Origin of the sequence: Streptomyces sp. ALB3 (genome assembly GCF_044385685.1) — a bacterium.
Lineage (GTDB): Bacteria > Actinomycetota > Actinomycetes > Streptomycetales > Streptomycetaceae > Streptomyces.
This window is the reverse complement of sequence record NZ_JBISCE010000041.1, coordinates 380327-403802: the sequence shown is the minus strand read 5'-3', so window position 1 is coordinate 403802 and position 23476 is coordinate 380327. Positions and strand designations below refer to the sequence as shown.

The 23476-nt window shown below is 71.4% G+C and carries 15 protein-coding genes; 9 read left to right on the top strand and 6 right to left on the bottom strand.

The features are described 5' to 3' along the window. Positions 1-18 precede the first annotated feature (18 nt). On the top strand, positions 19-771 hold the full coding sequence (locus tag ACHFIV_RS28285; RefSeq protein ID WP_398974789.1) for a response regulator: 753 nt from the start codon (positions 19-21) through the stop codon (positions 769-771). A gap of 202 nt (positions 772-973) precedes the next feature. Here ACHFIV_RS28285 and ACHFIV_RS28280 read toward each other — a convergent pair whose 3' ends face one another. After that, positions 974-2149 carry a winged helix-turn-helix domain-containing protein gene (locus ACHFIV_RS28280; protein WP_398974787.1) on the bottom strand — a complete coding sequence of 392 codons (1176 nt, stop codon included), beginning with the start codon at positions 2147-2149 and terminating at the stop codon, positions 974-976. A gap of 10 nt (positions 2150-2159) precedes the next feature. Further along, positions 2160-2807, bottom strand: coding sequence for a GNAT family N-acetyltransferase (locus ACHFIV_RS28275; RefSeq protein WP_398974785.1), 648 nt, complete (start codon positions 2805-2807; stop codon positions 2160-2162). Between the two features lie 241 nt (positions 2808-3048). On the opposite strand from ACHFIV_RS28275, the gene secA reads away from it, so the two are divergent. Then, positions 3049-5871 (top strand): preprotein translocase subunit SecA, encoded by a 2823-nt coding sequence (gene secA, locus ACHFIV_RS28270; protein WP_398974782.1) that lies wholly within the window; start codon positions 3049-3051, stop codon positions 5869-5871. A 260-nt stretch (positions 5872-6131) separates the two neighbouring features. Here the strand turns inward: secA and ACHFIV_RS28265 are convergent, their stop codons facing one another. After that, the gene (locus ACHFIV_RS28265; RefSeq protein WP_398974781.1) at positions 6132-6548 is read right to left on the bottom strand and encodes an Rv3235 family protein; all 417 of its coding nucleotides are present in this window, start codon (positions 6546-6548) and stop codon (positions 6132-6134) included. 279 nt (positions 6549-6827) lie between these two features. Here ACHFIV_RS28265 and ACHFIV_RS28260 point away from each other — a divergent pair, with 279 nt between their 5' ends. From ACHFIV_RS28260 to ACHFIV_RS28250, 3 genes are all read left to right on the top strand, one after another. Continuing rightward, positions 6828-7334 (top strand): DUF6912 family protein, encoded by a 507-nt coding sequence (locus ACHFIV_RS28260; protein WP_398974778.1) that lies wholly within the window; start codon positions 6828-6830, stop codon positions 7332-7334. Between the two features lie 88 nt (positions 7335-7422). After that, complete coding sequence (locus tag ACHFIV_RS28255; protein WP_398974775.1) at positions 7423-8094, top strand: HAD family hydrolase; 672 nt, start codon at positions 7423-7425, stop codon at positions 8092-8094. Between the two features lie 441 nt (positions 8095-8535). Next, positions 8536-13572, top strand: coding sequence for an NAD-glutamate dehydrogenase (locus ACHFIV_RS28250; protein ID WP_398974772.1), 5037 nt, complete (start codon positions 8536-8538; stop codon positions 13570-13572). A gap of 93 nt (positions 13573-13665) precedes the next feature. On the opposite strand, the gene ACHFIV_RS28245 is transcribed toward ACHFIV_RS28250, so the two are convergent. After that, complete coding sequence (locus ACHFIV_RS28245; RefSeq protein WP_398974770.1) at positions 13666-14463, bottom strand: ABC transporter ATP-binding protein; 798 nt, start codon at positions 14461-14463, stop codon at positions 13666-13668. Then, the gene (locus ACHFIV_RS28240) at positions 14456-15397 is read right to left on the bottom strand and encodes an ABC transporter permease (RefSeq protein ID WP_398974769.1); all 942 of its coding nucleotides are present in this window, start codon (positions 15395-15397) and stop codon (positions 14456-14458) included. The genes ACHFIV_RS28245 and ACHFIV_RS28240 overlap by 8 nt, the downstream gene beginning before the upstream one ends. 142 nt (positions 15398-15539) lie before the next feature. Between ACHFIV_RS28240 and ACHFIV_RS28235 the strand changes: the two genes are divergently transcribed. Next, a complete protein-coding gene (locus tag ACHFIV_RS28235) occupies positions 15540-16145 on the top strand; it encodes a TetR/AcrR family transcriptional regulator (protein ID WP_398974766.1) in 606 nt (201 codons plus the stop codon). Here ACHFIV_RS28235 and ACHFIV_RS28230 read toward each other — a convergent pair. Beyond that, positions 16135-19581 carry a bifunctional glycosyltransferase/CDP-glycerol:glycerophosphate glycerophosphotransferase gene (locus tag ACHFIV_RS28230; RefSeq protein ID WP_398974762.1) on the bottom strand — a complete coding sequence of 1149 codons (3447 nt, stop codon included), beginning with the start codon at positions 19579-19581 and terminating at the stop codon, positions 16135-16137. The two genes, ACHFIV_RS28235 and ACHFIV_RS28230, sit on opposite strands and share 11 nt — an antisense overlap. A gap of 100 nt (positions 19582-19681) precedes the next feature. On the opposite strand from ACHFIV_RS28230, the gene ACHFIV_RS28225 reads away from it, so the two are divergent. The 3 genes from ACHFIV_RS28225 to ACHFIV_RS28215 all read left to right on the top strand — a co-directional run bounded on the left by ACHFIV_RS28225 (position 19682) and on the right by ACHFIV_RS28215 (position 23390). Beyond that, positions 19682-21688, top strand: a complete 2007-nt coding sequence (locus tag ACHFIV_RS28225; protein WP_398974759.1) for a bifunctional glycosyltransferase/CDP-glycerol:glycerophosphate glycerophosphotransferase — start codon at positions 19682-19684, stop codon at positions 21686-21688. 92 nt (positions 21689-21780) lie between these two features. Beyond that, positions 21781-22515: a methyltransferase domain-containing protein gene (locus ACHFIV_RS28220; protein WP_398974756.1), complete on the top strand. Its 735-nt coding sequence runs from the start codon at positions 21781-21783 to the stop codon at positions 22513-22515. An 11-nt stretch (positions 22516-22526) separates the two neighbouring features. After that, complete coding sequence (locus ACHFIV_RS28215) at positions 22527-23390, top strand: TylF/MycF/NovP-related O-methyltransferase (protein WP_398974754.1); 864 nt, start codon at positions 22527-22529, stop codon at positions 23388-23390. Positions 23391-23476 lie beyond the last annotated feature (86 nt).

Here is a 23476-nt window from a genome sequence, read left to right as displayed (position 1 = left end):
CCTTCAGGGGGAGGAACGATGGCGGACACCTTCGGACCCGTGCGCAGGACGAACGACGCCGGCAACGCCGCCGGTGCGGATTGCCGTGCGGACAGCGGTGGTTCCCGCGGGGAGCCCATCAGGGTTCTCGTGGTCGACGACCACGCGCTCTTCCGCAGGGGCCTGGAGATCGTCCTCGCGCAGGAGGAGGACATCCAGGTCGTCGGTGAGGCCGGGGACGGCGCTGAAGCCGTCGACAAGGCCGCGGACCTCCTCCCCGACATCGTGCTGATGGACGTGCGCATGCCTAAGCGGGGCGGCATCGAAGCCTGTACGTCGATCAAGGAGGTGGCCCCCAGTGCGAAGATCATCATGCTGACGATCAGTGATGAGGAGGCCGACCTCTACGAGGCGATCAAGGCGGGAGCCACCGGCTACCTGCTCAAGGAGATCTCGACGGACGAGGTGGCCACGGCCATTCGCGCGGTGGCGGACGGCCAGTCCCAGATCAGCCCGTCGATGGCCTCCAAGCTGCTCACCGAGTTCAAGTCGATGATCCAGCGCACGGACGAGCGCCGGCTCCTACCCGCGCCGAGACTCACCGAGCGTGAGCTGGAAGTGCTCAAACTCGTGGCGACGGGCATGAACAACCGTGATATCGCCAAGGAATTGTTCATTTCCGAGAACACGGTGAAGAACCACGTCCGCAATATCCTGGAGAAGCTCCAGCTGCACTCCCGCATGGAAGCCGTGGTCTACGCGATGCGGGAGAAGATCCTCGAGATCAGGTAGCGGGCGGTGTCCGCCCGGCGCCCAAGGGCTGTCCCGTAATCCCTGGCGGGCGCACGACGACAGCTACGGCACCACGACAGCTACGGCACCTCGCTGCGTTGTCGGAACGCCCGAATACATCCAGTATGCGAACGCCCCTCCGCCTTGCGATGCACCGCATCTGACGCCGTGCGCTGATCCACCAGGAATTACGGGGCAGCCCTCAGGGCAGGACACGGGAGATCTCCGCAAGGAGCGGCTCGCGCAGCTCCGGTGCGTCGACGCGCTCCAGCCGTACGTCCGTGCAGCCGACCCAGGACGCCGCCTCGACGAGGGCCTCAGCCATCGGCGTCACGGCCTTCACGCCGTCCAGAGAGACCTGGCGGGCCACCAGCGTGCTCCCCTCCCTGGCCGGATCGACCCGGCCCCGGAGCCTGCCGCCCGCCAGCAGCGGCATCGCGAAGTAGCCGTGGACACGCTTGGGCCGGGGGACGTACGCCTCCAGGCGGTGGGTGAATCCGAAGATCCGCTCCGTGCGCGCCCGTTCCCAGATCAGTGAGTCGAACGGAGACAGCAGCGTCGTGCGGTGCCGGCCGCGCGGTTCCGAGGCCAGGGCATCAGGGTGGGCCCAGGCCGGCTTCGCCCAGCCGCGCACGGAGACCGGAACCAGCCCTGAGCCGGCCACCACGGCGTCGAACTGCTCGGCCCTGAGCCGGTGGTAGTCGGCGATGTCCGCCCGGGTGCCGACCCCCAGCGACTGCCCCGCCAGGGCGACCAGCCGGCGCAGGCACTCCGTGTCGTCCAGGTCGTCGTGGAGCACGGCGTCCGGGATGGCGCGCTCGGCCAGGTCGTAGACGCGCTTCCAGCCGCGCCGCTCGGTGCACACCACCTCGCCGTACATCAGGGCCCGCTCGACGGCGACCTTGGACGCGGACCAGTCCCACCACTCGCCGCCGTTCTTCGCGCCGCCGAGCTCCGTCGCCGTCAGCGGACCCTCGGCGCGCAGCTGTTTGATCACCGTCTCGTACGCGCCGTCGGGCAGGTCGTGGTTCCACTGCGGCCGGGCCCGGTAGGCGCGGCGGCGGAACGCGAAATGGGGCCATTCCTCGACCGGCAGGATGCAGGCGGCGTGCGACCAGTACTCGAAGGAACGGCCACCCGACCAGTAGGCATCGTCGACCGCGCGGCGGCCGAGCGCGCCGAGGCGCGCGTACGGCACGAGCTCGTGCGATCTGGCCAGCACCGAGATCGTGTCGAGCTGCACGGCCCCGAGGCGGCGCAGCACCCCCCGGACCCCGCCCCGGCGGTCCGGGGCCCCGAGCAGGCCCTGCGCGCGCAGGGCGATACGGCGTGCCTGGTCGGCGGAGAGTTCCAGAACGGGCGGCGGCGCAGACGTCATGTGCCGAACCCTAGAGCGCGCCACTGACATCGATACCCGCGGAGGGTTCCGGTCGCCGCGGCTCCGCCCCCGGCTGACGCCCCGCAGCAGGAGCCGGCCGGTGGGGACGGGTGCCGGGCAGCCCCAGATCGGCCGGGAGCAGTGCGCCGACCCAGGTGTCACGCCGTATGCCCTTGTTGAGGAGTGCCGACCGCTGCTCACCCTCCATGCGGAAGCCGGCACGCAGGGCGACCGCCCGGGACGGGGTGTTGCCGATCTCCGCCCGCCATTCGAGCCGGTCAGCGGCGAGGGCGGTGAACGCCCACCGGGCCGCCGCCAGAACCGCCTCGGTCGCGTAACCGGCGCCCCGGTGCTCCTTCGCCGTCCAGAAGCCCGTCTCGTAGGTGCCGGGCAGGCCGCGCGGGTGCACGCCCAGCGCACCGACGAGCGGCCCGCCGTCCCGCAGCAGAACGGCGAAGTCGTACATCGTGCCGTCCCGCCAGCCCGCAGGCGAGAGCGACCGCGTGAACTGCTCGGCGTCCGCACGTGTGTACGGCGATGGCACGATCGTCCAGCGCTGGATGTCGGGATCCTGGCAGGCGGCGTGGGTCGCTTCCGTGTCCTCGGCCGTGAAAGGCCGCATGAGCAGGCGCTCGGTGACGAGAGTGATGGGCTCCATGCGGGAATTCTGGTGACCGGGAGCGTGGGAAGCGAGCACTTTTCGGTGCTTCCCGGCACCTTCCGTCCCCTCCGGCCGTTGTCCTGGGAGGGTGCGGTGGGGAGAACGCGGCGGCAGCCCTCCCGGCGTGGCGGGGTCCTCGCTTACGATGGCCGTTGCGGTGGGGCCCACCTGCCGTGCCCGCGCCAGAGTCCATCACACGACCCAGTGCCAGGCCCGACCGGCAAGGAGACCAGCCTCAGTGTCCGTCTTCAACAAGCTCATGCGTGCAGGCGAAGGCAAGATCCTGCGCAAACTGCACCGCATCGCGGACCAGGTCAGCTCCATCGAAGAGGACTTCGTCAACCTCTCCGACGCCGAGCTGCGGGCGCTCACCGACGAGTACAAGGAACGGTACGCGGACGGCGAGAGCCTGGACGACCTGCTTCCCGAAGCATTCGCGACCGTCCGTGAGGCCGCCAAGCGAGTCCTCGGACAGCGCCACTACGACGTCCAGATGATGGGCGGTGCCGCCCTGCACCTCGGTTACGTCGCCGAGATGAAGACCGGTGAGGGCAAGACCCTCGTCGGCACGCTGCCCGCGTATCTCAACGCGCTCTCCGGCAAGGGCGTGCACCTGATCACGGTCAACGACTACCTGGCCGAGCGCGACTCCGAGATGATGGGCCGGGTCCACAAGTTCCTCGGTCTCGAGGTCGGCTGCATCATCGCCAACATGACTCCGGCCCAGCGCCGTGAGCAGTACGCCTGCGACATCACGTACGGAACGAACAACGAGTTCGGCTTCGACTACCTCCGCGACAACATGGCGTGGTCCAAGGACGAGCTCGTCCAGCGCGGCCACAACTTCGCCATCGTCGACGAGGTGGACTCGATCCTCGTCGACGAGGCCCGTACCCCGCTGATCATCTCCGGCCCGGCCGACCAGGCGACCAAGTGGTACGGCGACTTCGCCAAGCTGGTCACGCGTCTCACCCGGGGTGAGGCGGGCAACCCGCTGAAGGGCATCGACGAGACCGGCGACTACGAGGTCGACGAGAAGAAGCGGACCGTGGCCATCCACGAGCCGGGCGTCGCCAAGGTCGAGGACTGGCTCGGGATCGACAACCTCTACGAGTCGGTGAACACCCCGCTCGTCGGTTACCTGAACAACGCGATCAAGGCCAAGGAACTCTTCAAGAAGGACAAGGACTACGTCGTCATCGACGGCGAAGTCATGATCGTCGACGAGCACACCGGCCGTATCCTCGCGGGCCGCCGTTACAACGAGGGCATGCACCAGGCCATCGAGGCGAAGGAAGGGGTGGACATCAAGGACGAGAACCAGACCCTCGCCACGATCACCCTGCAGAACTTCTTCCGCCTGTACGACAAGCTCTCGGGCATGACGGGTACGGCGATGACCGAGGCCGCCGAGTTCCAGCAGATCTACAAGCTGGGCGTCGTGCCGATCCCGACGAACCGGCCGATGGTGCGGGCCGACCAGTCGGACCTGATCTACCGGACCGAGGTCGCGAAGTTCGCCGCGGTCGTCGACGACATCGCCGAGAAGCACGAGAAGGGGCAGCCGATCCTGGTCGGCACCACCTCCGTCGAGAAGTCGGAGTACCTCTCGCAGCAGCTCTCCAAGCGCGGTGTCCAGCACGAGGTCCTCAACGCCAAGCAGCACGACCGTGAGGCGACCATCGTCGCCCAGGCGGGCCGCAAGGGTGCCGTCACGGTCGCCACGAACATGGCCGGCCGAGGCACCGACATCAAGCTCGGCGGCAACCCGGACGACCTCGCCGAGGCGGAGCTGCGCCAGCGGGGTCTCGACCCCGTGGAGCACGTCGAGCAGTGGGCGGCCGCCCTGCCCGCCGCGCTGGAGAAGGCCGAGCAGGCCGTCAAGGCGGAGTTCGAAGAGGTCAAGGAGCTCGGCGGGCTCTACGTGCTGGGCACCGAGCGGCACGAGTCGCGGCGCATCGACAACCAGCTGCGCGGCCGTTCCGGCCGTCAGGGGGACCCGGGCGAGTCCCGGTTCTACCTGTCGCTGGGCGACGACCTGATGCGGCTGTTCAAGGCCCAGATGGTCGAGCGCGTCATGTCGATGGCGAACGTCCCCGACGACGTCCCCATCGAGAACAAGATGGTGACCCGGGCGATCGCCTCCGCGCAGTCGCAGGTCGAGCAGCAGAACTTCGAGACGCGTAAGAACGTCCTGAAGTACGACGAGGTCCTCAACCGGCAGCGTGAGGTCATCTACGGTGAGCGCCGCCGCGTCCTGGAAGGCGAGGACCTCCAGGACCAGATCCGTCACTTCATGGACGACACGATCGACGACTACATCCGGCAGGAGACGGCCGAGGGGTTCGCCGAGGAGTGGGACCTCGACCGGCTGTGGGGCGCCTTCAAGCAGCTCTATCCGGTGAAGGTCACGGTCGAGGAGCTCGAGGAGGCCGCGGGCGACCTGGCCGGCGTGACCGCCGACTTCATCGCCGAATCGGTCAAGGACGACATCCACGAGCAGTACGCCGAGCGTGAGAAGACGCTCGGCTCGGACATCATGCGTGAGCTCGAGCGGCGTGTGGTCCTGTCCGTCCTGGACCGCAAGTGGCGTGAGCACCTCTACGAGATGGACTACCTCCAGGAGGGCATCGGCCTGCGGGCCATGGCGCAGAAGGACCCGCTGGTCGAGTACCAGCGCGAGGGCTTCGACATGTTCAACGCCATGATGGAGGGCATCAAGGAGGAGTCCGTCGGCTACCTGTTCAACCTGGAGGTCCAGGTCGAGCAGCAGGTCGAGGAGGTCCCGGTGCAGGACGGCGCGGAGCGGACCTCGCTCGAGAAGCAGGACGCGCCGGTGGCCGCCGGGTCCGGGCGCCCGGAGATCCGGGCCAAGGGTCTGGAGGCTCCGCAGCGTCCGGACCGGCTGCACTTCTCGGCCCCCACGGTGGACGGTGAGGGTGGCGTCGTCGAGGGTGACTTCTCCAACGGGGACGGTGCGCGGTCCGAGGGTGACGGAATGACGCGTGCCGAGCGCCGTAAGGCGCAGAAGAGCACGGGCGGCCGCCGCCGCAAGAAGTAGCGCGCAGCACGTCGCGAACGCGTCCGGCCCGGACACCGGCAGGTGTCCGGGCCGGACGCGTTCGCGGTACCTGTCCGGGGCCGGGCCGGGTGGCGCGTCCCCGTGGAAGCCCGGGCCGGGCCGCAGGCGGTGTGCCGAGCCCGCAGGGGCCGCCGTGGAGCCTCTGCGGGGCCGCTGCGGGGTCTCTCGGACCGGCAGGCTCCCCAGGTGGTGTGCCCGGCCGTCGGCGCACCTTCGCGGGCCCGCCGCCGGCCGGTGGGTCACCTGAGCGCGGTGAGGCGTTCGCCGCCCAGGTCGATCGCGGCGCAGCGCCAGCGGAGATCCGGACCCTGCTCCAGGCGGAAGGCCATGGCGCGGACCTGGTCGCCCGTGGCGATGCTGGCGAAGGCCTCGACCACGCCGGTGGCCGGCTGGGCCCCGTGGCAGGCGCGTACGACCGGGCGTCCGCGGCCCGCGCCGAGCGGTGCCTCGGGGGCGAGCTCGGCGAGCTGGTCGTAGGCCTCGCCGATCGTGTGGCCGAGCATCCAGTGCACCGGTCGCTGACCGCTGAGGACCGCGAGCAGGCGCTCGGCGAACCACTGGTGCGGGCGCATCGGCCGCCGGGGCCGCTGAGTGGGTACGGTGCCCGGCCTGCTGCGGTCGCGTCGTCCGGCCGGCCTCGTCCTGTCCGTGCTCATGCTCGTAGCCCCCGTGGCCGCTGTCGGAGCCCGGGTGAGTACCGGGCGGTAACTTCTGCTGGGGATCTTCTACGGGTCCGGCCGCAGGCCCCGCAACCGGCGTAGGGGGCCGGTCGAGCACCGGGCCGGACCACCTATCCGGGTGACGGGCCGTGTGCCGCAAGGGAACGGCGGGGGTGACGGGCGCCGCACGGTGGACACCGGCGGGTGGAGGGGCAACCCCGAAGGGGGACGTCGCACGTATCCTGAGGACGTCATCGACTACGAAAGCGGTCAGCCATGCGTGTGTACGTCCCCCTGACCCTCTCCGGTCTTGCCGCGGCGCACGGGGCGGGCGAGATCGGTCCGGGGCCGCTGACCGCCTACGCCGTGACGCCCGGCCTGCGTGAGTGGTACGTCTCCGACGACATCGAGGAACTCGAGTACGCGGCGCTCAACCGCGCCGCCTCCGCCTCGCTTCGGCTGATCGCGGGGCGGCCCGAGGAGGCCCGGCGCCGGGTCGTCGTCGCTCTCGACGTGCCGGACGGGGCGGCGGTCGCGGATCCGGACCACATCATGGACGCCTCGTCGCTCGGCGAGGTGAGGATCGCTGACGCGGTGGCGCTGGCGAAGGCCGCCGCCGTGCACGTGGACGCCACCGACGCCGAGAAGGACGTCGCCGAGGCGGCGGCGGCGCTGGGGGCTGCGGACCTCGGGGATGACGACGCCCGGTTCACGGTGGACGGCGCGGAGGACCACGAGCTTCTGTGGTTCGGCATCCAGGAGATCCCGGGCCTGATCGACTGAGCGCCTGACCGCGGGGGCCGCCGTGATCGTCCGGCAGCCGGGTCCCCGTGCCGGTGCCGGTGTCGTACCGGGCGAGTATTTTCTCTCCATGGCGACATCGGGGAAGCACCGCACACATCTGGTCTGGGACTGGAACGGCACACTGCTCGACGACATCCACGCGGTGCTCGGGGCGACGAACGCCGCCTTCGCCGAGGTGGACCTGGCACCGCTCACCCTGGAGCAGTACCGCGACACGTACTGCGTGCCGATACCCGCGTTCTACGAGCGGCTCATGGGCAGGCTGCCGACCCCTGCCGAGTGGGAGCGGATGGACGGCCTCTTCCACCGCCACTACACCGAGCAGCGGGTCGCCTGCGGGCTGACCGCGGGGGTCGAGGACCTGCTGGCCCGGTGGCAGGCCGGCGGGCACAGCCAGTCGCTGCTCAGCATGTACGGCCACGAGCACCTGGTCCCGGTCGTGCGGGCGTACGGCATCGAGCGCCACTTCGTGCGCGTGGACGGCCGTACCGGCCCCTCCGGCGGCAGCAAGGCACAGCACATGGAGCGCCACTTCGAGGCGCTCGGAAGCATCGCTCCCGAATCCGCGGTGGTCATCGGTGACGCCGTGGACGACGCGGTGGCAGCGGCACACGTCGGCGCCCGCGCCGTGCTCTACACCGGCGGTTCGCACAGCCGCAGCAGCCTGGAGGCGGCCGGCGTGCCCGTGGTGGACACCCTGGCCGAGGCCGTGGCGCTCGCCGGACTCATGGCCGACTGACGGGCGGCGCGGGCAGCACGGGCAGCACACCGGCAGCGCGCGGGTGGAACGGGCCGGGCAGGCTCCCGGAGCCCTGCCGGACGCGTGTGCCCTTACGTGTCGGCGTGTCACCGTGCGATGTCCAGAGTGTCAAAGTTCGGGGCGTTCTTTTGTACATAAGCGGCTCATGACGGTTGTGGGTGCGGGAGGGATAGCCTGGTGCCGTGATCAGCGCGATACGCCTCGGGGGCAGCGAAGCCCCCGGCCTGCGCCCGGAGTGCCACAGCACCCGGGCGATGCGTGATCTCCGCGTCCCGGGCCGTCTGCCGAAAATGGCCGATATGGTCCCGGGCATCTCCCCAGGCGGCATAGCGTCGACCCAGACCGGAAACCCCGCGTCGTGGCGGTACGCCGTCTTTTACACCTACGTCACGCAACGGCGCGCGACAGGAGCCAGAGGACATGCAGACCAAGCTGGACGAAGCCAAGGCCGAGCTGCTCGCAAGGGCGGCCCGGGTAGCTGACAACAGTCCGGGCGGTGGTGTCGGTGGCCCGGGAGGTGGCCTCCGGGTGCACCTCGCCGAGGGGACCGGCACCGGAGCGGAGGACGGCACCGAGGCCGGCCGGGACGAGCGGCCGGGCCGGAACACGCTGCTCGCCTATCTCCAGCGCTACTACCTGCACACGGCTCCGGAGGACATCACCGACCGCGACCCGGTCGACATCTTCGGAGGCGCCTCCTCCCACTACCGTCTCGCCGAGAACCGCCCGCAGGGCACCGCCAACGTCCGGGTGCACACCCCGACCGTCGAGGAGAACGGCTGGACGAGCAGCCACTCCGTCGTCGAGGTCGTCACCGACGACATGCCCTTCCTGGTCGACTCGGTCACCAACGAGCTGTCCCGGCAGGGCCGCGGCATCCACCTCGTGATCCACCCGCAGGTCGTCGTCCGCCGCGATGTCGCCGGCAGGCTGATCGAGGTGTTCGGCGACGACCCGGCCAGGACCGGCGGCGCGAAGCGGTCCGGCGGCCGCGCCCAGGGCCGTGCCGAGCTGCCCCACGACGCGCTCGTGGAGTCGTGGATCCACGTCGAGATCGACCGGGAGACGGACCGCGCGGACCTGAAGCAGATCACCGCCGACCTGCTCCGCGTCCTGTCCGACGTACGGGAGACCGTCGAGGACTGGGACAAGATGCGTGACGCCGCCCTGCGGATCGCCGACGACCTCCCGGCGGAACCGCTCGACGAGCTGGGCGACGAGGAGGTGGAGGAGGCGCGTGAGCTGCTGCGCTGGCTCGCGGCCGACCACTTCACCTTCCTCGGGTACCGGGAGTACGAGCTCCGCGAGTCCGACGCGCTGACGGCCGTCCCCGGCACCGGTCTCGGGATCCTGCGCTCCGACCCGAAGCACAGCGAGGACGAGGCCCACCCGGTGAGCCCTTCCTTCGACCGGCTGCCCGCGGACGTGAGGGCGAAGGCGAGGGAGCACAAGCTCCTCGTCCTGACGAAGGCGAACAGCCGGTCGACCGTGCACCGCCCCAGCTACCTCGACTACGTCGGGGTGAAGAAGTTCGACGCCGACGGCAACGTCGTCGGAGAGCGGCGCTTCCTCGGGCTCTTCTCCTCCGCCGCGTACACCGAGTCGGTGCGCCGGGTGCCCGTTGTCCGCCGCAAGGTCGCCGAGGTGCTGGAGGGCGCGGGCTTCACGCCCAACAGCCACGACGGCCGCGACCTCCTCCAGATCCTGGAGACCTACCCGCGGGACGAGCTCTTCCAGACGCCCGTCGACCAGCTGCGCTCCATCGTCACCTCCGTGCTGTACCTCCAGGAGCGCCGACGGCTGCGGCTCTACCTGCGTCAGGACGAGTACGGGCGCTACTACTCCGCTCTCGTCTACCTGCCGCGCGACCGCTACACCACCGGTGTGCGGCTCCGGCTGATCGACATCCTCAAGGAGGAACTGGGCGGCACCAGCGTCGACTTCACCGCCTGGAACACGGAGTCCATCCTCTCCCGCCTGCACTTCGTCGTCCGTGTCCCGCCGGGCACCGAGCTGCCGCACCTCACCGACGCGGACGCGGACCGCATCGAGGCACGCCTCGTCGAGGCCGCCCGCTCCTGGGCCGACGGTTTCCAGGAGGCGCTCAACGCCGAGCTGGGCGAGGAGCGCGCCGCCGAACTGATGCGCCGGTACGGCCACTCCTTCCCCGAGGGCTACAAGGCGGACCACTCGCCGCGCTCGGCGGTGGCCGACCTGGTGCACCTGGAGGCGCTCAAGGACGAGAAGAAGGACTTCGCCCTCAGCCTGTACGAGCCCGTGGGCGCGGGCCCGGGCGAGCGCCGCTTCAAGATCTACCGGACCGGTGAGCAGGTCTCGCTCTCCGCCGTACTCCCCGCGCTCCAGCGGCTCGGCGTCGAGGTCGTCGACGAACGTCCGTACGAGCTGCGCTGCGCCGACCGGACACACGCCTGGATCTACGACTTCGGGCTGCGACTGCCGAAGAAGGCCACGGGCAACGGCGACTACCTCGCCGACGACGCCCGGGACCGCTTCCAGGAGGCCTTCGCGGCCATCTGGACCGGCGAGGCGGAGAACGACGGCTTCAACTCCCTGGTCCTGGGAGCAGGCCTCGACTGGCGCCAGGCCATGGTGCTGCGCGCCTACGCGAAGTACCTGCGCCAGGCCGGTTCGACCTTCAGCCAGGACTACATGGAGGACACCCTCCGCAACAACGTCCACACCACCCGGCTGCTCGTCTCCCTCTTCGAGGCCCGGATGTCCCCGGCCCGGCAGAAGGCGGGCACCGAGCTGACCGACGGGCTCCTCGAGGAACTGGACGGGGCCCTCGACCAGGTCGCCTCGCTGGACGAGGACAGGATCCTGCGGTCCTTCCTCACCGTCATCAAGGCCACGCTGCGGACCAACTACTTCCAGCTGGCCGACGACCACGAGCCGCACGGCTACGTCTCGATGAAGTTCGACCCGCAGGCCATCCCGGATCTCCCGGCGCCACGCCCGGCGTACGAGATCTGGGTGTACTCCCCGCGCGTCGAGGGCGTCCACCTGCGCTTCGGCAAGGTCGCACGCGGCGGGCTGCGCTGGTCGGACCGGCGGGAGGACTTCCGTACGGAGATCCTCGGCCTGGTCAAGGCGCAGATGGTCAAGAACACCGTGATCGTGCCGGTGGGCGCCAAGGGCGGGTTCGTCGCCAAGCAGCTGCCGGATCCGGCCGTGGACCGTGACGCCTGGCTCGCCGAGGGCATCGCCTGCTACCGGATCTTCATCTCGGCCCTCCTCGACATCACCGACAACATGGTGGCCGGCGAGGTGGTGCACCCCGCGGAGGTCGTCCGGCACGACGAGGACGACACCTATCTCGTCGTCGCCGCCGACAAGGGGACCGCGAGCTTCTCCGACATCGCCAACGACGTCGCGGTCGCCTACGGCTTCTGGCTCGGCGACGCGTTCGCGTCCGGCGGCTCGGCCGGCTACGACCACAAGGGCATGGGCATCACCGCCCGCGGCGCCTGGGAGTCCGTGAAGCGGCACTTCCGCGAGCTGGGCCACGACACCCAGACCGAGGACTTCACGGTCGTCGGCGTCGGTGACATGTCGGGTGACGTGTTCGGCAACGGGATGCTGCTCTCCGAGCACATCCGGCTGGTCGCGGCCTTCGACCACCGGCACATCTTCATCGACCCGGATCCGGACGCCGCGACCTCGTACGCCGAGCGGCGCCGGCTGTTCGACCTGCCGCGCAGCTCCTGGGCGGACTACGACAAGGACCTGCTGTCCGCGGGCGGCGGCATCCACCCGCGTTCCGCCAAGTCGATCCCGGTCAACGCGCACATGCGCGCGGCGCTCGGCATCGACTCCAAGGTCACCAAGATGACGCCCGCCGAGTTGATGCAGAACATCCTCAAGGCGTCGGTGGACCTCCTGTGGAACGGCGGCATCGGCACGTACATCAAGGCCACGGCCGAATCGAACGCCGACGTCGGTGACAAGGCCAACGACGCGATCCGGGTCAACGGGGCGGATCTGCGGGCCCGTGTCGTCGGCGAGGGCGGCAACCTCGGGGCGACCCAGCTCGGCCGGATCGAGTTCGCCCGGGCCGGCGGCCGGATCAACACCGACGCGATCGACAACAGCGCCGGTGTGGACACCTCCGACCACGAGGTGAACATCAAGATCCTGCTCAACGGTCTCGTGCGTGACGGCGACATGACCGTGAAGCAGCGCAACAAGGTGCTCGCGGAGATGACCGACGAGGTCGGACAGCTCGTGCTGCGCAACAACTACGCGCAGAACATCGCGCTCGCCAACGCCTGTGCCCAGGCGCCGTCGCTCCTCCACGCCCACCAGCGCTTCATGCGCCGGCTCGGCCGCGAGGGGCACCTGGACCGGGCGCTGGAGTTCCTGCCGAACGACCGGCAGATCCGCGAACTGCTGAACCACGGCAAGGGCCTCAGCCAGCCGGAACTGGCCGTGCTGCTCGCCTACACCAAGATCACGGCGGCCGAGGAGCTGATCACCACCAGCCTGCCGGACGACCCGCACCTGCAGAGGCTCGTGCACGCCTACTTCCCGAAGCAGCTGAGCGAACGGTTCCCCGAGGCGGTGGACGGGCACGCGCTGCGCCGCGAGATCATCACGACGGTGCTCGTCAACGACACGGTGAACAGCGGTGGTTCGACGTTCCTGCACCGGTTGCGCGAGGAGACGGGGGCGTCACTGGAGGAGATCGTGCGGGCCCAGTTCGCCGCCCGCGAGATCTTCGGTCTCTCCGGCGTGTGGGACGCCGTCGAGGCGCTCGACAACACGGTGGCCGCCGACGTGCAGACCCGGATCCGGCTGCACTCCCGCCGGCTCGTCGAGCGGGGCTCTCGCTGGCTGCTCGGCAACCGGCCGCAGCCGGTCGGGATCGCGGAGACCATCGAGTTCTTCCGGGACGGTGTCGAGCGCGTCTGGCGCGAGCTGCCCAAGCTGCTCCGGGGCGCCGACAGCGAGTGGTACCGGTCGATCCTCGACGAGCTCACCTCGGTGGGCGTCCCCGAGGAACTGGCGGGACGGGTGGCGGGATTCTCGTCGGCCTTCCCCGTGCTCGACGTCGTCGCGATCGCGGACCGCACGGGCAAGGACCCGCTGGCCGTCGCCGAGGTGTACTACGACCTCGCCGACCGGCTGGGGATCACCCAGCTGATGGACCGGATCATCGAGCTGCCGCGGGGCGACCGCTGGCAGTCCATGGCCCGGGCGTCCATCCGCGAGGACCTCTACGCCGCGCACGCCGCGCTCACGTCGGACGTGCTGTCCGTCGGCGACGACGCGTCGTCCCCCGAACAGCGCTTCACGGCCTGGGAGGAGAAGAACGCGGCGATCCTGGCGCGTTCGCGCGCCACGCTGGAGGAGATCCGCAGCTCGGAGTCCTTCGACCTGGCGAACCTGTCGGTGGCGATGCGGACGATGCGCACCCTGCTGCGCACCCACGCCTGACCGGCGCCGGCCGAAGGGGCCGCCGCACATGACGCCGTCCGCCGGACGGGCCGATGAGGCCCGTCCGGCGGACGGCGTCCCGGTGCCAGGACGTCACTTCCCGGGCTTGGCCTTCGCGGGGCCGGTGAACTGCTCGTACGCGGCGACGACCTCCTTGGCGGGGCCGTCCATCCGCAAGGTGCCCGCCTCCAGCCAGATCGCCCGGTCGCAGGTGTCGGTGATCGACCTGTTGCTGTGGCTGACCAGGAAGACCGTGCCGGCCTCCTCGCGGAGTTCCATGATCCGGTCCTTGCTGCGCCGCTGGAACTTCGCGTCGCCGGTGGACAGCGCCTCGTCGATCAGCAGGACGTCGTGGCTCTTGGCCGCGGCGATGGAGAAACGCAGCCTGGCCCCCATGCCGGAGGAGTAGGTGCGCATCGGGAGGGTGATGAAGTCGCCCTTCTCGTTGATGCCGGAGAAGTCGACGATGTCCTGGTAGCGCTCGCGGATCTGTTCGCGCGTCATGCCCATCGCCAGGCCGCCGAGCACGACGTTGCGCTCCCCGGTCAGATCGCTCATCAGGGCGGCGTTCACGCCGAGGAGTGAGGGCTGGCCCTGGGTGTGGACCCTGCCCTTCGACGGGGGCAGCAGCCCCGCGATCGCCTTGAGGAGGGTCGACTTACCGGAGCCGTTGGAACCGATCAGACCGATGGCCTCGCCCTTGTACGCGGCGAAGCTGACACCCTTCACCGCGTGCACCTGGCGGGCGCCGCGGGGCTGCCCGCGCGAGACGATCCGGTTCAGGGCGGAGGTGGCGCTGCCCCTGCCGGTGCGGGCGCCGTTCACCGTGTAGGTGATGTGGACGTCGTCGACGACGACGGTGGGTACCCGGGTGTCGGGGGCGTCAGCCACGTCCGTACCTCTCCTCGGCCTTCCAGAAGTACACGAAACCACCGATGCCGCAGACGAGGGCCCAGCCGGTCGCGACGGCCCACACGTGCGGGGGCAGCTGCGCGCCGGTGAAGCTGTCGATCAGGGCGTAGCGCATCAGGTCGATGTAGACGGCCGCCGGGTTGCACTCCAGGGCCAGCAGGACGAGGCGCGGGACCCGGTCGGCGGTGAGCAGGGTGTCGAGGCTCCACATGACGCCCGAGGCGTACATCCAGGTGCGCAGGATGAAGGGGGTCAGCTGGGCGATGTCCGGGGTCTTGGCGGCCAGCCGGGCCATGACCATCGAGACGCCGGTGTTGAACATGGCCTGGAGGGCGAGCGCGGGGACCGCCAGCAGCCAGGACGGCCGCGGGTACTGGCCGAACACCAGGAGGATCAGGAACAGGGCGCCCAGCGAGAACAGGAGCTGCTGGAGCTGTTGGATGGCCAGGGCGATCGGCAGGGACGCGCGGGGGAAGTGCAGGGCCCGGACGAGCCCGGTGTTGCCGCTGATGGCCCGGGTGCCGGCCGTGATCGAGCTGGCGGTGAAGGTCCAGATGAAGACGCCCGTGACGAGGAAGGGCACGTAGTCGGGGACTCCGTGCTTGGTGTTCATCAGGACACCGAAGATGAAGTAGTAGACCGTCGCGTTGAGCAGCGGGGTCATGATCTGCCAGATCTGGCCGAGCTTCGCCTGGCTGTACTGCGCGGTCAGCTTGGCCGTGGCGAAGGCGGTGATGAAGTGCCTGCGCCCCCAGAGCTGTCGGACGTACGCCCCGAGCGTCGGCCGGGCCCCGCTCACGGTCAGTCCGTGCCGGGCCGCGAGCGCGGCCAGCTCACCGGGCGCGTACACGGGGAGCAGGTCGGGAGATGCGGTGTCCACCGGGGCCGGCGGGGCTGCTGTCTGGCTCACCACGATCACTTTCGAGGGAGGGGCGGGGGTATCGGGCGACCGGGACCGGTTCGATGGGACGGCACCGTTCCGTCGCAACGCTGACAGTAGGACGTATGTACGTCGCAACGCAACCGTCTCGTCGTTACGGTCTATCATTCGGGCCATGACCACCGAACGGCGAACCGGGCGCCGCACCCCGGCAGGTGCCGCGGTGCTCCGTGAGGACGTGACCGACGCGATCCGCGGTGCCGTCTTCGAGGAGCTGGCCGCCGTCGGATTCGCGCGGATGTCGATCGAGGGCATCGCCCGGCGCGCGGGGGTGGGCAAGACCGCCGTCTACCGCCGCTGGAAGTCCAAGCTCCACCTCGTCCTGGACCTGGTCGCGGCCGTCGCCGCGCAGGGCATGCCGGCGCCCGCGACGGGTTCGCTGTACGGGGACGTCCGGGCGGTGCTGGAGCTGGCCTCGTACGCCCTGCGCCACCCCGTGGCCTCGCAGGTCATCCCCGACCTGCTGGTCGAGGCGGCCCGCAACCCGGAGATCTCCGACGCGATCAAGGCGGCCCTGCTCGACCAGCAGCAGGGTGTGGCCGCCGTGGTCGTCAGGGCGGCGGTGGCGCGCGGAGAGCTGCCCGAGGGCAGCGATCCCGACCGGGCACTGGACCTCATCGTCGGCCCGCTGTACTGGCGCCTCGTCGTGGTCCGTGGCGATCTGCCCAAGGGGTACCTGGACGATCTCGCGGCCTCGGCGGTCCGGGCGCTCAAGGCCTGACGGGATGTCCGGGGCCTGACGGGGTGCGGGATCCGGAGCGCTCGTCGAGCAGCCGGTCCACGACGCGGCGGGCCGCGCCGCCGTCGGCCGGGCCGCAGTGGTCCCGCCGGAAGCCCTCGTACGCCTCGGCGTGGAGGTCCGCCGAGGCCGGTGTGTCCCGCAGCGCCTGAGCCACCTCACGGGTGGTGAGGAGCAGCGGCCCGGGCGCCCGCGCCTCGAAGTCCAGGCAGAAGCCCCGGACGGTGTCCCTGTAGTGCTCCAGGTCGTAGGTGTGGAAGAGCATCGGGCGGCCGGTGTGCGCGAAGCCGAACGCGAGCCCCGAGTAGTCGGTGACCAGCACGTCGGCGATGAGCAGGAGCTCGGTGGCGTCCGGGTGGGCCGACACGTCGCGCAGGGCGGGGTGGCCCGGCACACTGCCCGTCACCCGTGGGTGTCTGCGGACCAGCACGGTGGTACGCCCGTCCAGCGACCGTGCCAGCGCGGACAGGTCGAGCGCCGGGTCCCAGCGGTACAGCGGGGAGGCGCCGAGGGGGAGGCCGGCGGGCGCGTGCGCGAGGTGGTCCCGGTACGTCGGCGCGTACAGCACCACCCGGTGGTCCGCCGGGATGCCCAGCCGGCGGCGTACCCGCCCGGCCGTCCTGTCCCTGCCGGGTGCGGACAGCAGGTCGTCGGCCGGGGCGCCGGCCTCCAGCACCTCACCGCGGTACCCGAGGGCGCGACGGAGATGCGGGGTGGCCCAGGCGCTGGGGGAGACCAGGACCGACCACTGGGACGAACGGTGCTCCAGTGTGGCGAGGTACTGGTGGTCGGCGTACAGGGAGCCGGTGAGGTCCAGCCCGAACCGGCCGAGCGGGGAGCCGTGCCAGGTCTGTACGACCGTCTGGCCCGGGCGCCGCTCGAACCACGCGGGCAGCTGACCCGCGGCGACGATCCGGCGGGCTCGTGCCAGTGCCTCGTACCAGGCGGTGCTGTGCGCCACGACGGGGACGGCCGCGGACGGGACCCGGGCCGCCGCCCCCGCGGAGCCGTCGGTCACCCAGAGGTGCTCGGCGTCCGTGCCCCGGCGCACGAGCTCGGCGTGCACGGCGCGCGGGGACCCCTCCCCGACGTACAGCACGACGTTCCGCAGCGGCAGCCGGCGCTGCGCCGGGTAGTGGACCGCCCGCAGACGGCCCTGGCGGTACGCGCTCCGCTCGGTGTCCCCGAGCGCCGGCGCGCAGTGCACGGCCAGCCGGTCACCGTGACGGCGGTCGAGCCGGAAGCGGGCGCCGGAGGCGTACAGCGGCATGCGTGCGGCGAGCGCTCCGCCCACGCGTACCGGCCGGCCGTCCAGGAGCACCTCCCAGTCGCCCTCGCGGGGAGGCCGCCCGATCACGGCGACGAAGCGGGCCTCGTGGGGACCGGGGGAGGCGCCCAGCCGTGCGGCGGGCGCCCGTTGTTCGAGGGGCACGTCCACCGTCTCCCCGAGGGTGCTGTGCCGCAGGACCAGTGCGCCCGCTCCGGTCCCGTGGACGCGCAGCCCGCCGTCCGGTGCGGGCCCGGCACGGTCCGCGCGTGGCTCACCGGCCACGTCCACCACCAGGCCGCCCCCCGCGTCCGCGAAGGCGGGCGGCGGCAGGTCCGGGGCCGCCGCGAGCGGAGTGCGGACGCCGTCGGTGACGAGCGCGGCCCGCCACCGGCCCTCCCGGTGCGGGCCGGAGCCGTGGGGTGCGCGGTGTGCCGGGGCGGACTCGGCGGCGGCGAGCGCCGCCAGCGGGACCGGCGCGCTGAAATGCTCACCGTCACCGCACCGCACCGGGCACACCTGCTCCGCCGCTCCGTCGCGGGTCAGCACGAGGGCGGTGGGCCGGGCACCGCCGTACAGCCGGCCGGTCAGCTCCAGCGTGCCCTGCCCGCGGTCGTGGCCGGTGGCCACCGCGGGCAGCCGCGTCACGGCCAGCTCCAGCCGGCCGTCCCGGTAACCGAGCACCGCGCGCCGTCCGCCGCCCAGGTCGTGGACCAGCGGCTGCGCGACGGCCGCCTCCACGGCGCGCAGCGCCGCCCGCCGCACGATGCCGTGTCCGGCCACCACCACGCCCACCAGCCAGTCACCCGGCCCCAGCCGTCCCGGGTCGAGGACCATCTCGAAGCCCGCGTAGTCGTAACAGTGCAGGTCCTGGCCCGAGTCGGAGGTCGCCCGTTCCCACCGGACCGTGCGCACCGGTACGGCGCGCATCCTCCTGCCCGACGCCTCCCGCACCAGGCCTGCCTTCAGCGAGTGCCGGGCCGCGGGGGCCGGGAGGTTGCGGACGTACGCGTAACCGCGCAGCCGCAGCCTGCCGTCCCCGCCCCAGGACGCCTCCACCAGCCGTGCGACGGCGGGCAGGTCACCCCTGCCGAGGCGCGCGCCGACGCCCGTGAGCCCCGGATGGACGGCGCGCCGCCTCCCCGGCGGGCCCGCCACGGTGAACGTGCCCGTCCCGTTGGCCCGTTCCGCCTCCAGGACGGCCAGCAGCTCCGCCGTCCTCCGCTCCCGCACCAGTTGCCAGCGGATGCGCGCCTCGGCAGGCAGCCCTGCCAGGGCCGCGTCGCCCGCGCGGTCGAGGAAGGCGCCGGCGTCCGCCATGAACGCGGCACGGTAGGCGGGGCCGCCCATCGGCAGCCCCTCCAGGAAGTACACGAAGTCGTCGCGCAGGCACGAGGCGTCGTAGCGCAGCCGCTGCGCCGGGTCCCGGCCGGCCAGGAACGCGCTGACCTGCGCACAGGCCGCGATCCGGTCCCGTACGCCCCGCACGTCCGTGCGCCGCCGGGTGATCGAACCCTCCCGCACCCGCCAGTGGTAGACGTGCTCGTGCAGCACGTCCACCGACCCGGCGAGATAGTGCGCCGGGATCATCACCGGAGTGTCCTCGTAGAGCCTGCCCACCGGGAAGGAGAAGGCGTGCCGGTCCCAGAAGGAACGCCGGAACACCTTGTTCCAGGCGACGCGGTCGGCCAGCAGCCGGGCGTCGCGGGTGATGTGGGTGCGCGGGCTGTCGGCCGTCAGCCAGCGGTACTGCCAGGCCTGCTGCCTGCCCTGCTCGTTCAGCCGCCACACGTTGCCCGTCACCAGGTCCGAGCCGGTCGATTCCAGGGACGCCAGCATCCGTTCGTACGCGTCCGGGACGAGGACGTCGTCGCTGTCGGCGAACGCCAGGTACGGGGTGCCGGGGGTGGTGCCGGCCACCCCGGCGTTGCGGGCGGCGCTCAGGCCCGCATTGGCCTGGTGGACGCAGCGGAAGCGTCCGTCCCGGGCGGCGAACTCCTCGGCGATCCGGCGGCTCCCGTCCGTCGAGCCGTCGTCGACGAGCACCACCTCGATGTCCCTCAGGGACTGCGCGGCGAGCGAGTCGAGGCACTCCTCCAGGTAGTCCTCGACGTTGTGCACCGGGACGACGACGCTGAGGAGTGGCTTCATGCACGGCTCAACCCGGGGGAGCGCCCCGGGTCACGCCGCTGACCCGAACGGGTGAAGGCCCCTGGGGTGGTCCGCGTGCTCCGCACTACGCTCCGCTCCCATGCTCCTCAGTGTCGTCGTGCCCGCCCACCGCGTTCAGGGGTACCTGAGGGCGGCCCTGGATTCCGTGACCGCGCAGCCAGCGGGGGAGGACGGCCGGGCCGGCCGGGAGCTGATCGTCGTCGGCGCGCCCGGCGGCGGACCCGACCTCGCGATCGCGCGGGAGTGCGCCGAGCGCGACCCCCGGGTGCGCGTGCTCGTCCTCGACCGCCCCTGGGACTTGGGGGCGGCCCGCAACGCGGGGGCCCGGGCGGCGCGCGGGAGCTATCTGCTCTTCCTCGACGGGGACGGTCTCCTCCTTCCCGGAGCCGTGGCGGAGATCGCCGCACGACTGGCCCGGGAACGGCCCGACGTGCTGCGTCTGGGCCACGACCGGGTCGACTGGTGGGGGACCGTCCGGCCGGGCATGGCCGTCCCGGCCGCAGCGAACCAGCTCTTCCGCCGCGCCTTCTGGAAGGCCCACGGGCTCCGCTTCACCGAGGGCCCGTACGACGACGTCCTGCCGGTCCACCGGGCGGCCCTCCTCGCGTCCGACGCGGGCACCCTCGGTTCGCTCGACCGGATCTGCGTACGCCACCGGCTGCGCCGCACCGGCACGTTCGCCACGACGCCGGGCCGCGCGCACTTCGCCGTCATCGGCGCGTACGACCGGCTCACCGCCGAGACCGGCGGCGACCCGCGGATCGTGGCCGCGCGCACCGCGCACCTGACGGCCGTGCTCGACGACCCGGGCAGGATCGCCCCGGAGGACCGCGCCGCCTTCTTCCGGGCGGCGGGGCTCCCCGGCCGGTACACCGCCCACCGCGCCCGGCGCACCGCAGGCGCCGGGCGCGCCAGGGTGCGGGCCGCCGCGCGCGCCGGCAGGAAGTCGCTGCGGGCCCGCGTGATGAAGGCCCTCTACCGCGCCGACCTGCACCGGCCGCTGGACCCCTGCCTCGCCGTCTACGGCGCCTACTGGAACAGGGGCGTCTCCTGCAACCCGGCCGCCGTCTACGCCAAGGCCCGTGAACTGGCCCCGCACGTCCGGGGCGTGTGGGTCGTCTCCTCGCGTCACCGCGACCGGATGCCGCCCGGCGTGCCGTACGTCATCGAGGGCTCCCGCGCCTACTGGCGGACCATGGCCACGGCGACGTACCTCGTCAACAACTCCAGTTTCCCGGGCGGTTTCACCAAGCGGCCGGGGCAGGTCTACCTCCAGACCCACCACGGGACCCCCCTCAAGACCATGGGCCTGGACCAGCTTCCCTATCCCGCCCTCACCGGAGGCGTGAGCTACGAAAGGGTCGTCGCGCACACCGACCAGTGGGACTTCAGCCTCTCCGCCAACCCCCACAGCAGCGAGGTCTGGGACCGGGTCTACCCCTCCGCGTACGAACAGCTCCCCTACGGTTACCCGCGCAACGACGTCCTGTGCACCGCCACCCCGGAGCAGAAGGACAAGGCCCGCGCCGAACTCGGCATCGCGCCCGGAGCGACCGTGCTGCTGTACGCGCCCACCCACCGTGACTACCGCAGGGGCTTCCTCCCCCGCCTCGACCTGGAGGGCCTCTCCCGCGCGCTGGGGCCCGGCTGGGTGCTGCTGGTGCGCGCCCACTACTTCTACGGGCGTTCCGCCGGGACGGCGGGGGACCGGGTCGTGGACGTCACCGGCCATCCCCGCGTCGAGGAACTCTTCCTGGCCTCCGACGCGTTGATCACCGACTACTCGTCCCTGATGTTCGACTACGCCTGCCTGGACCGCCCGATCATCACCTACGCGCCCGACTGGGACGCCTACCGCGCCGCTCGGGGCGTCTACGTCGATCTGCTGTCCGGACGCCCCGGTGACACGCCCGGGGCGGTCGCCACCACGGAGGGCGAGCTGCGCGAGGCGCTGCGGAGCGGTGCCTGGAGGTCCCCGGAGGCCGAGGCACTGCGCGCCGCGTTCCGCGAGCGCTTCTGCCCGTACGACGACGGGCACGCGGCGGAGCGGGTGGTGCGGCGGATCTTCCCGGTGCGTCCCGGCTGAGGGCCTCGCGTCACCCGTACGGGGCGATCCCTCCGAGGACCGCCGTCGTTGTGCTCAACAGCGCGCGCACACGGCTACGTTGGGAGACGTCCATGCACCGGTCCGCCTACGAGCAGATGCAGCTCTGCATCGAGGAGTACCTGCCCAGGACCCGCAGGCACCGTGTCGTGGACCTCGGCTCACGGATCTCGGGCAAGCAGACCCGCACCCACCGGGGGCTGCTGGCGGACCACGACATCGACTACTTCGGTGTCGACGTCCTGGACGGCCCCAACGTCGACGCCGTCATGACCCGGCCCTACCGGATCCCCGCGAGGTCGCGCAGCGCCGACGTGGTGCTGTCCGGCCAGGCGTTCGAGCACATCCCCTTCTTCTGGGTGTCGATGCTGGAGATCGCCCGGGTGCTCAGGCCCGGCGGCTACGCCTTCATCACCGCGCCCTCGCGCGGGCACGCCCACGACGCCCAGGACTGCTGGCGTTACTACCCGGACGGCTTCCGGGCGATGGCCGCCCACTCCCGCCTCGAACTCTGCGAGGCGTACACGGACTTCCCGCCCGTGAAGGGCATCTGGCACGACTACGCCTCCATCGACGCCAAGGCCGCCTACTGGGGCGACTCGGTGGGCGTCTTCCGCCGGCCCCTGCCCCACCGGCGGCCGGTGACCAGGCTGAAGAACAGCCTGGCCGATCTCGCCGTCCGGGAGACGGCGGTGTGGTGGGCCAACAGGGCGGGTGGGGTGGACCGCGTTCCGCTGCCGCGCCCGCTGGACGGCCGGCAGCGGTGCGGGCGGCCGGACGACCGGTCCGTCCCATCAACTACAGGTTGACGAAAGATGACATGAGCCGCAAAACGCGCGTACTGTCCCGCCCCATGGCTTGGCGCAACGCCGTCAACGGCGTCCTTCAGCAACTGACCGGGTACCAGCTGCGGCGCGCGGCCCTGCCCGCTCCCCGCTCCGCCCCCGTGGAGCCGCCGGCCGCGGAGCGGAAGCCGCCCGTGCCGAAGCCCGCGGCCACGAAGCCACCGCGGTTCCCCGCGGACTACGACGACGAGGCGAAGGACATCATCAGTGCGGTCAAGCCGTTCACGATGACCTCCCCGGAGCGCCTCAACGCCTTCGTCCTCGCGACCCGGCACGTCGTCAGGCACGGGATCCCCGGCGACATCGTCGAGTGCGGTGTCTGGCGCGGCGGCTCCATGCAGGCCTGCGCCAGGACACTGCTGTCGCTCGGCGAGACGGGGCGTGACCTCTACCTCTTCGACACGTACGAGGGCATGACCCCGCCCACCGCCGAGGACCTGCGGAGGGACGGCAGGCCCGCCCAGGAGCTCCTGGACGCCCAGGGCAAGGACCGGCCCATCTGGGCCGTGGCCTCCCTGGAGGACGTACAGGCCGGGTTCGAGCAGGTCCCGTACCCGAAGGAGCGCGTCCACTACGTGCGGGGGAAGGTCGAGGACACCGTCCCGGAGCAGGCACCGGAGCAGATCTCCATCCTCCGGCTGGACACCGACTGGTACGCGTCGACGAAGCACGAGCTCGACCACCTCTACGGGCGCCTGGTGAGCGGCGGGGTGCTGCTGATCGACGACTACGGCTACTGGCAGGGCTCCCGCCAGGCCGTGGACGAGTTCCTGGAGGAGACCGGTGAGCAACTGCTGCTGCTGCGCATGGACGAGGGCCGTATCGCCGTCAAACCCTGAGCGGGCGGCGCCCCGTCGCGAGCCCCGTGCCTCCCCGGCGCGGGGCTCGTTCCCTACAGAGGAAGTCCGTTCGTCCGTCCGGAAGG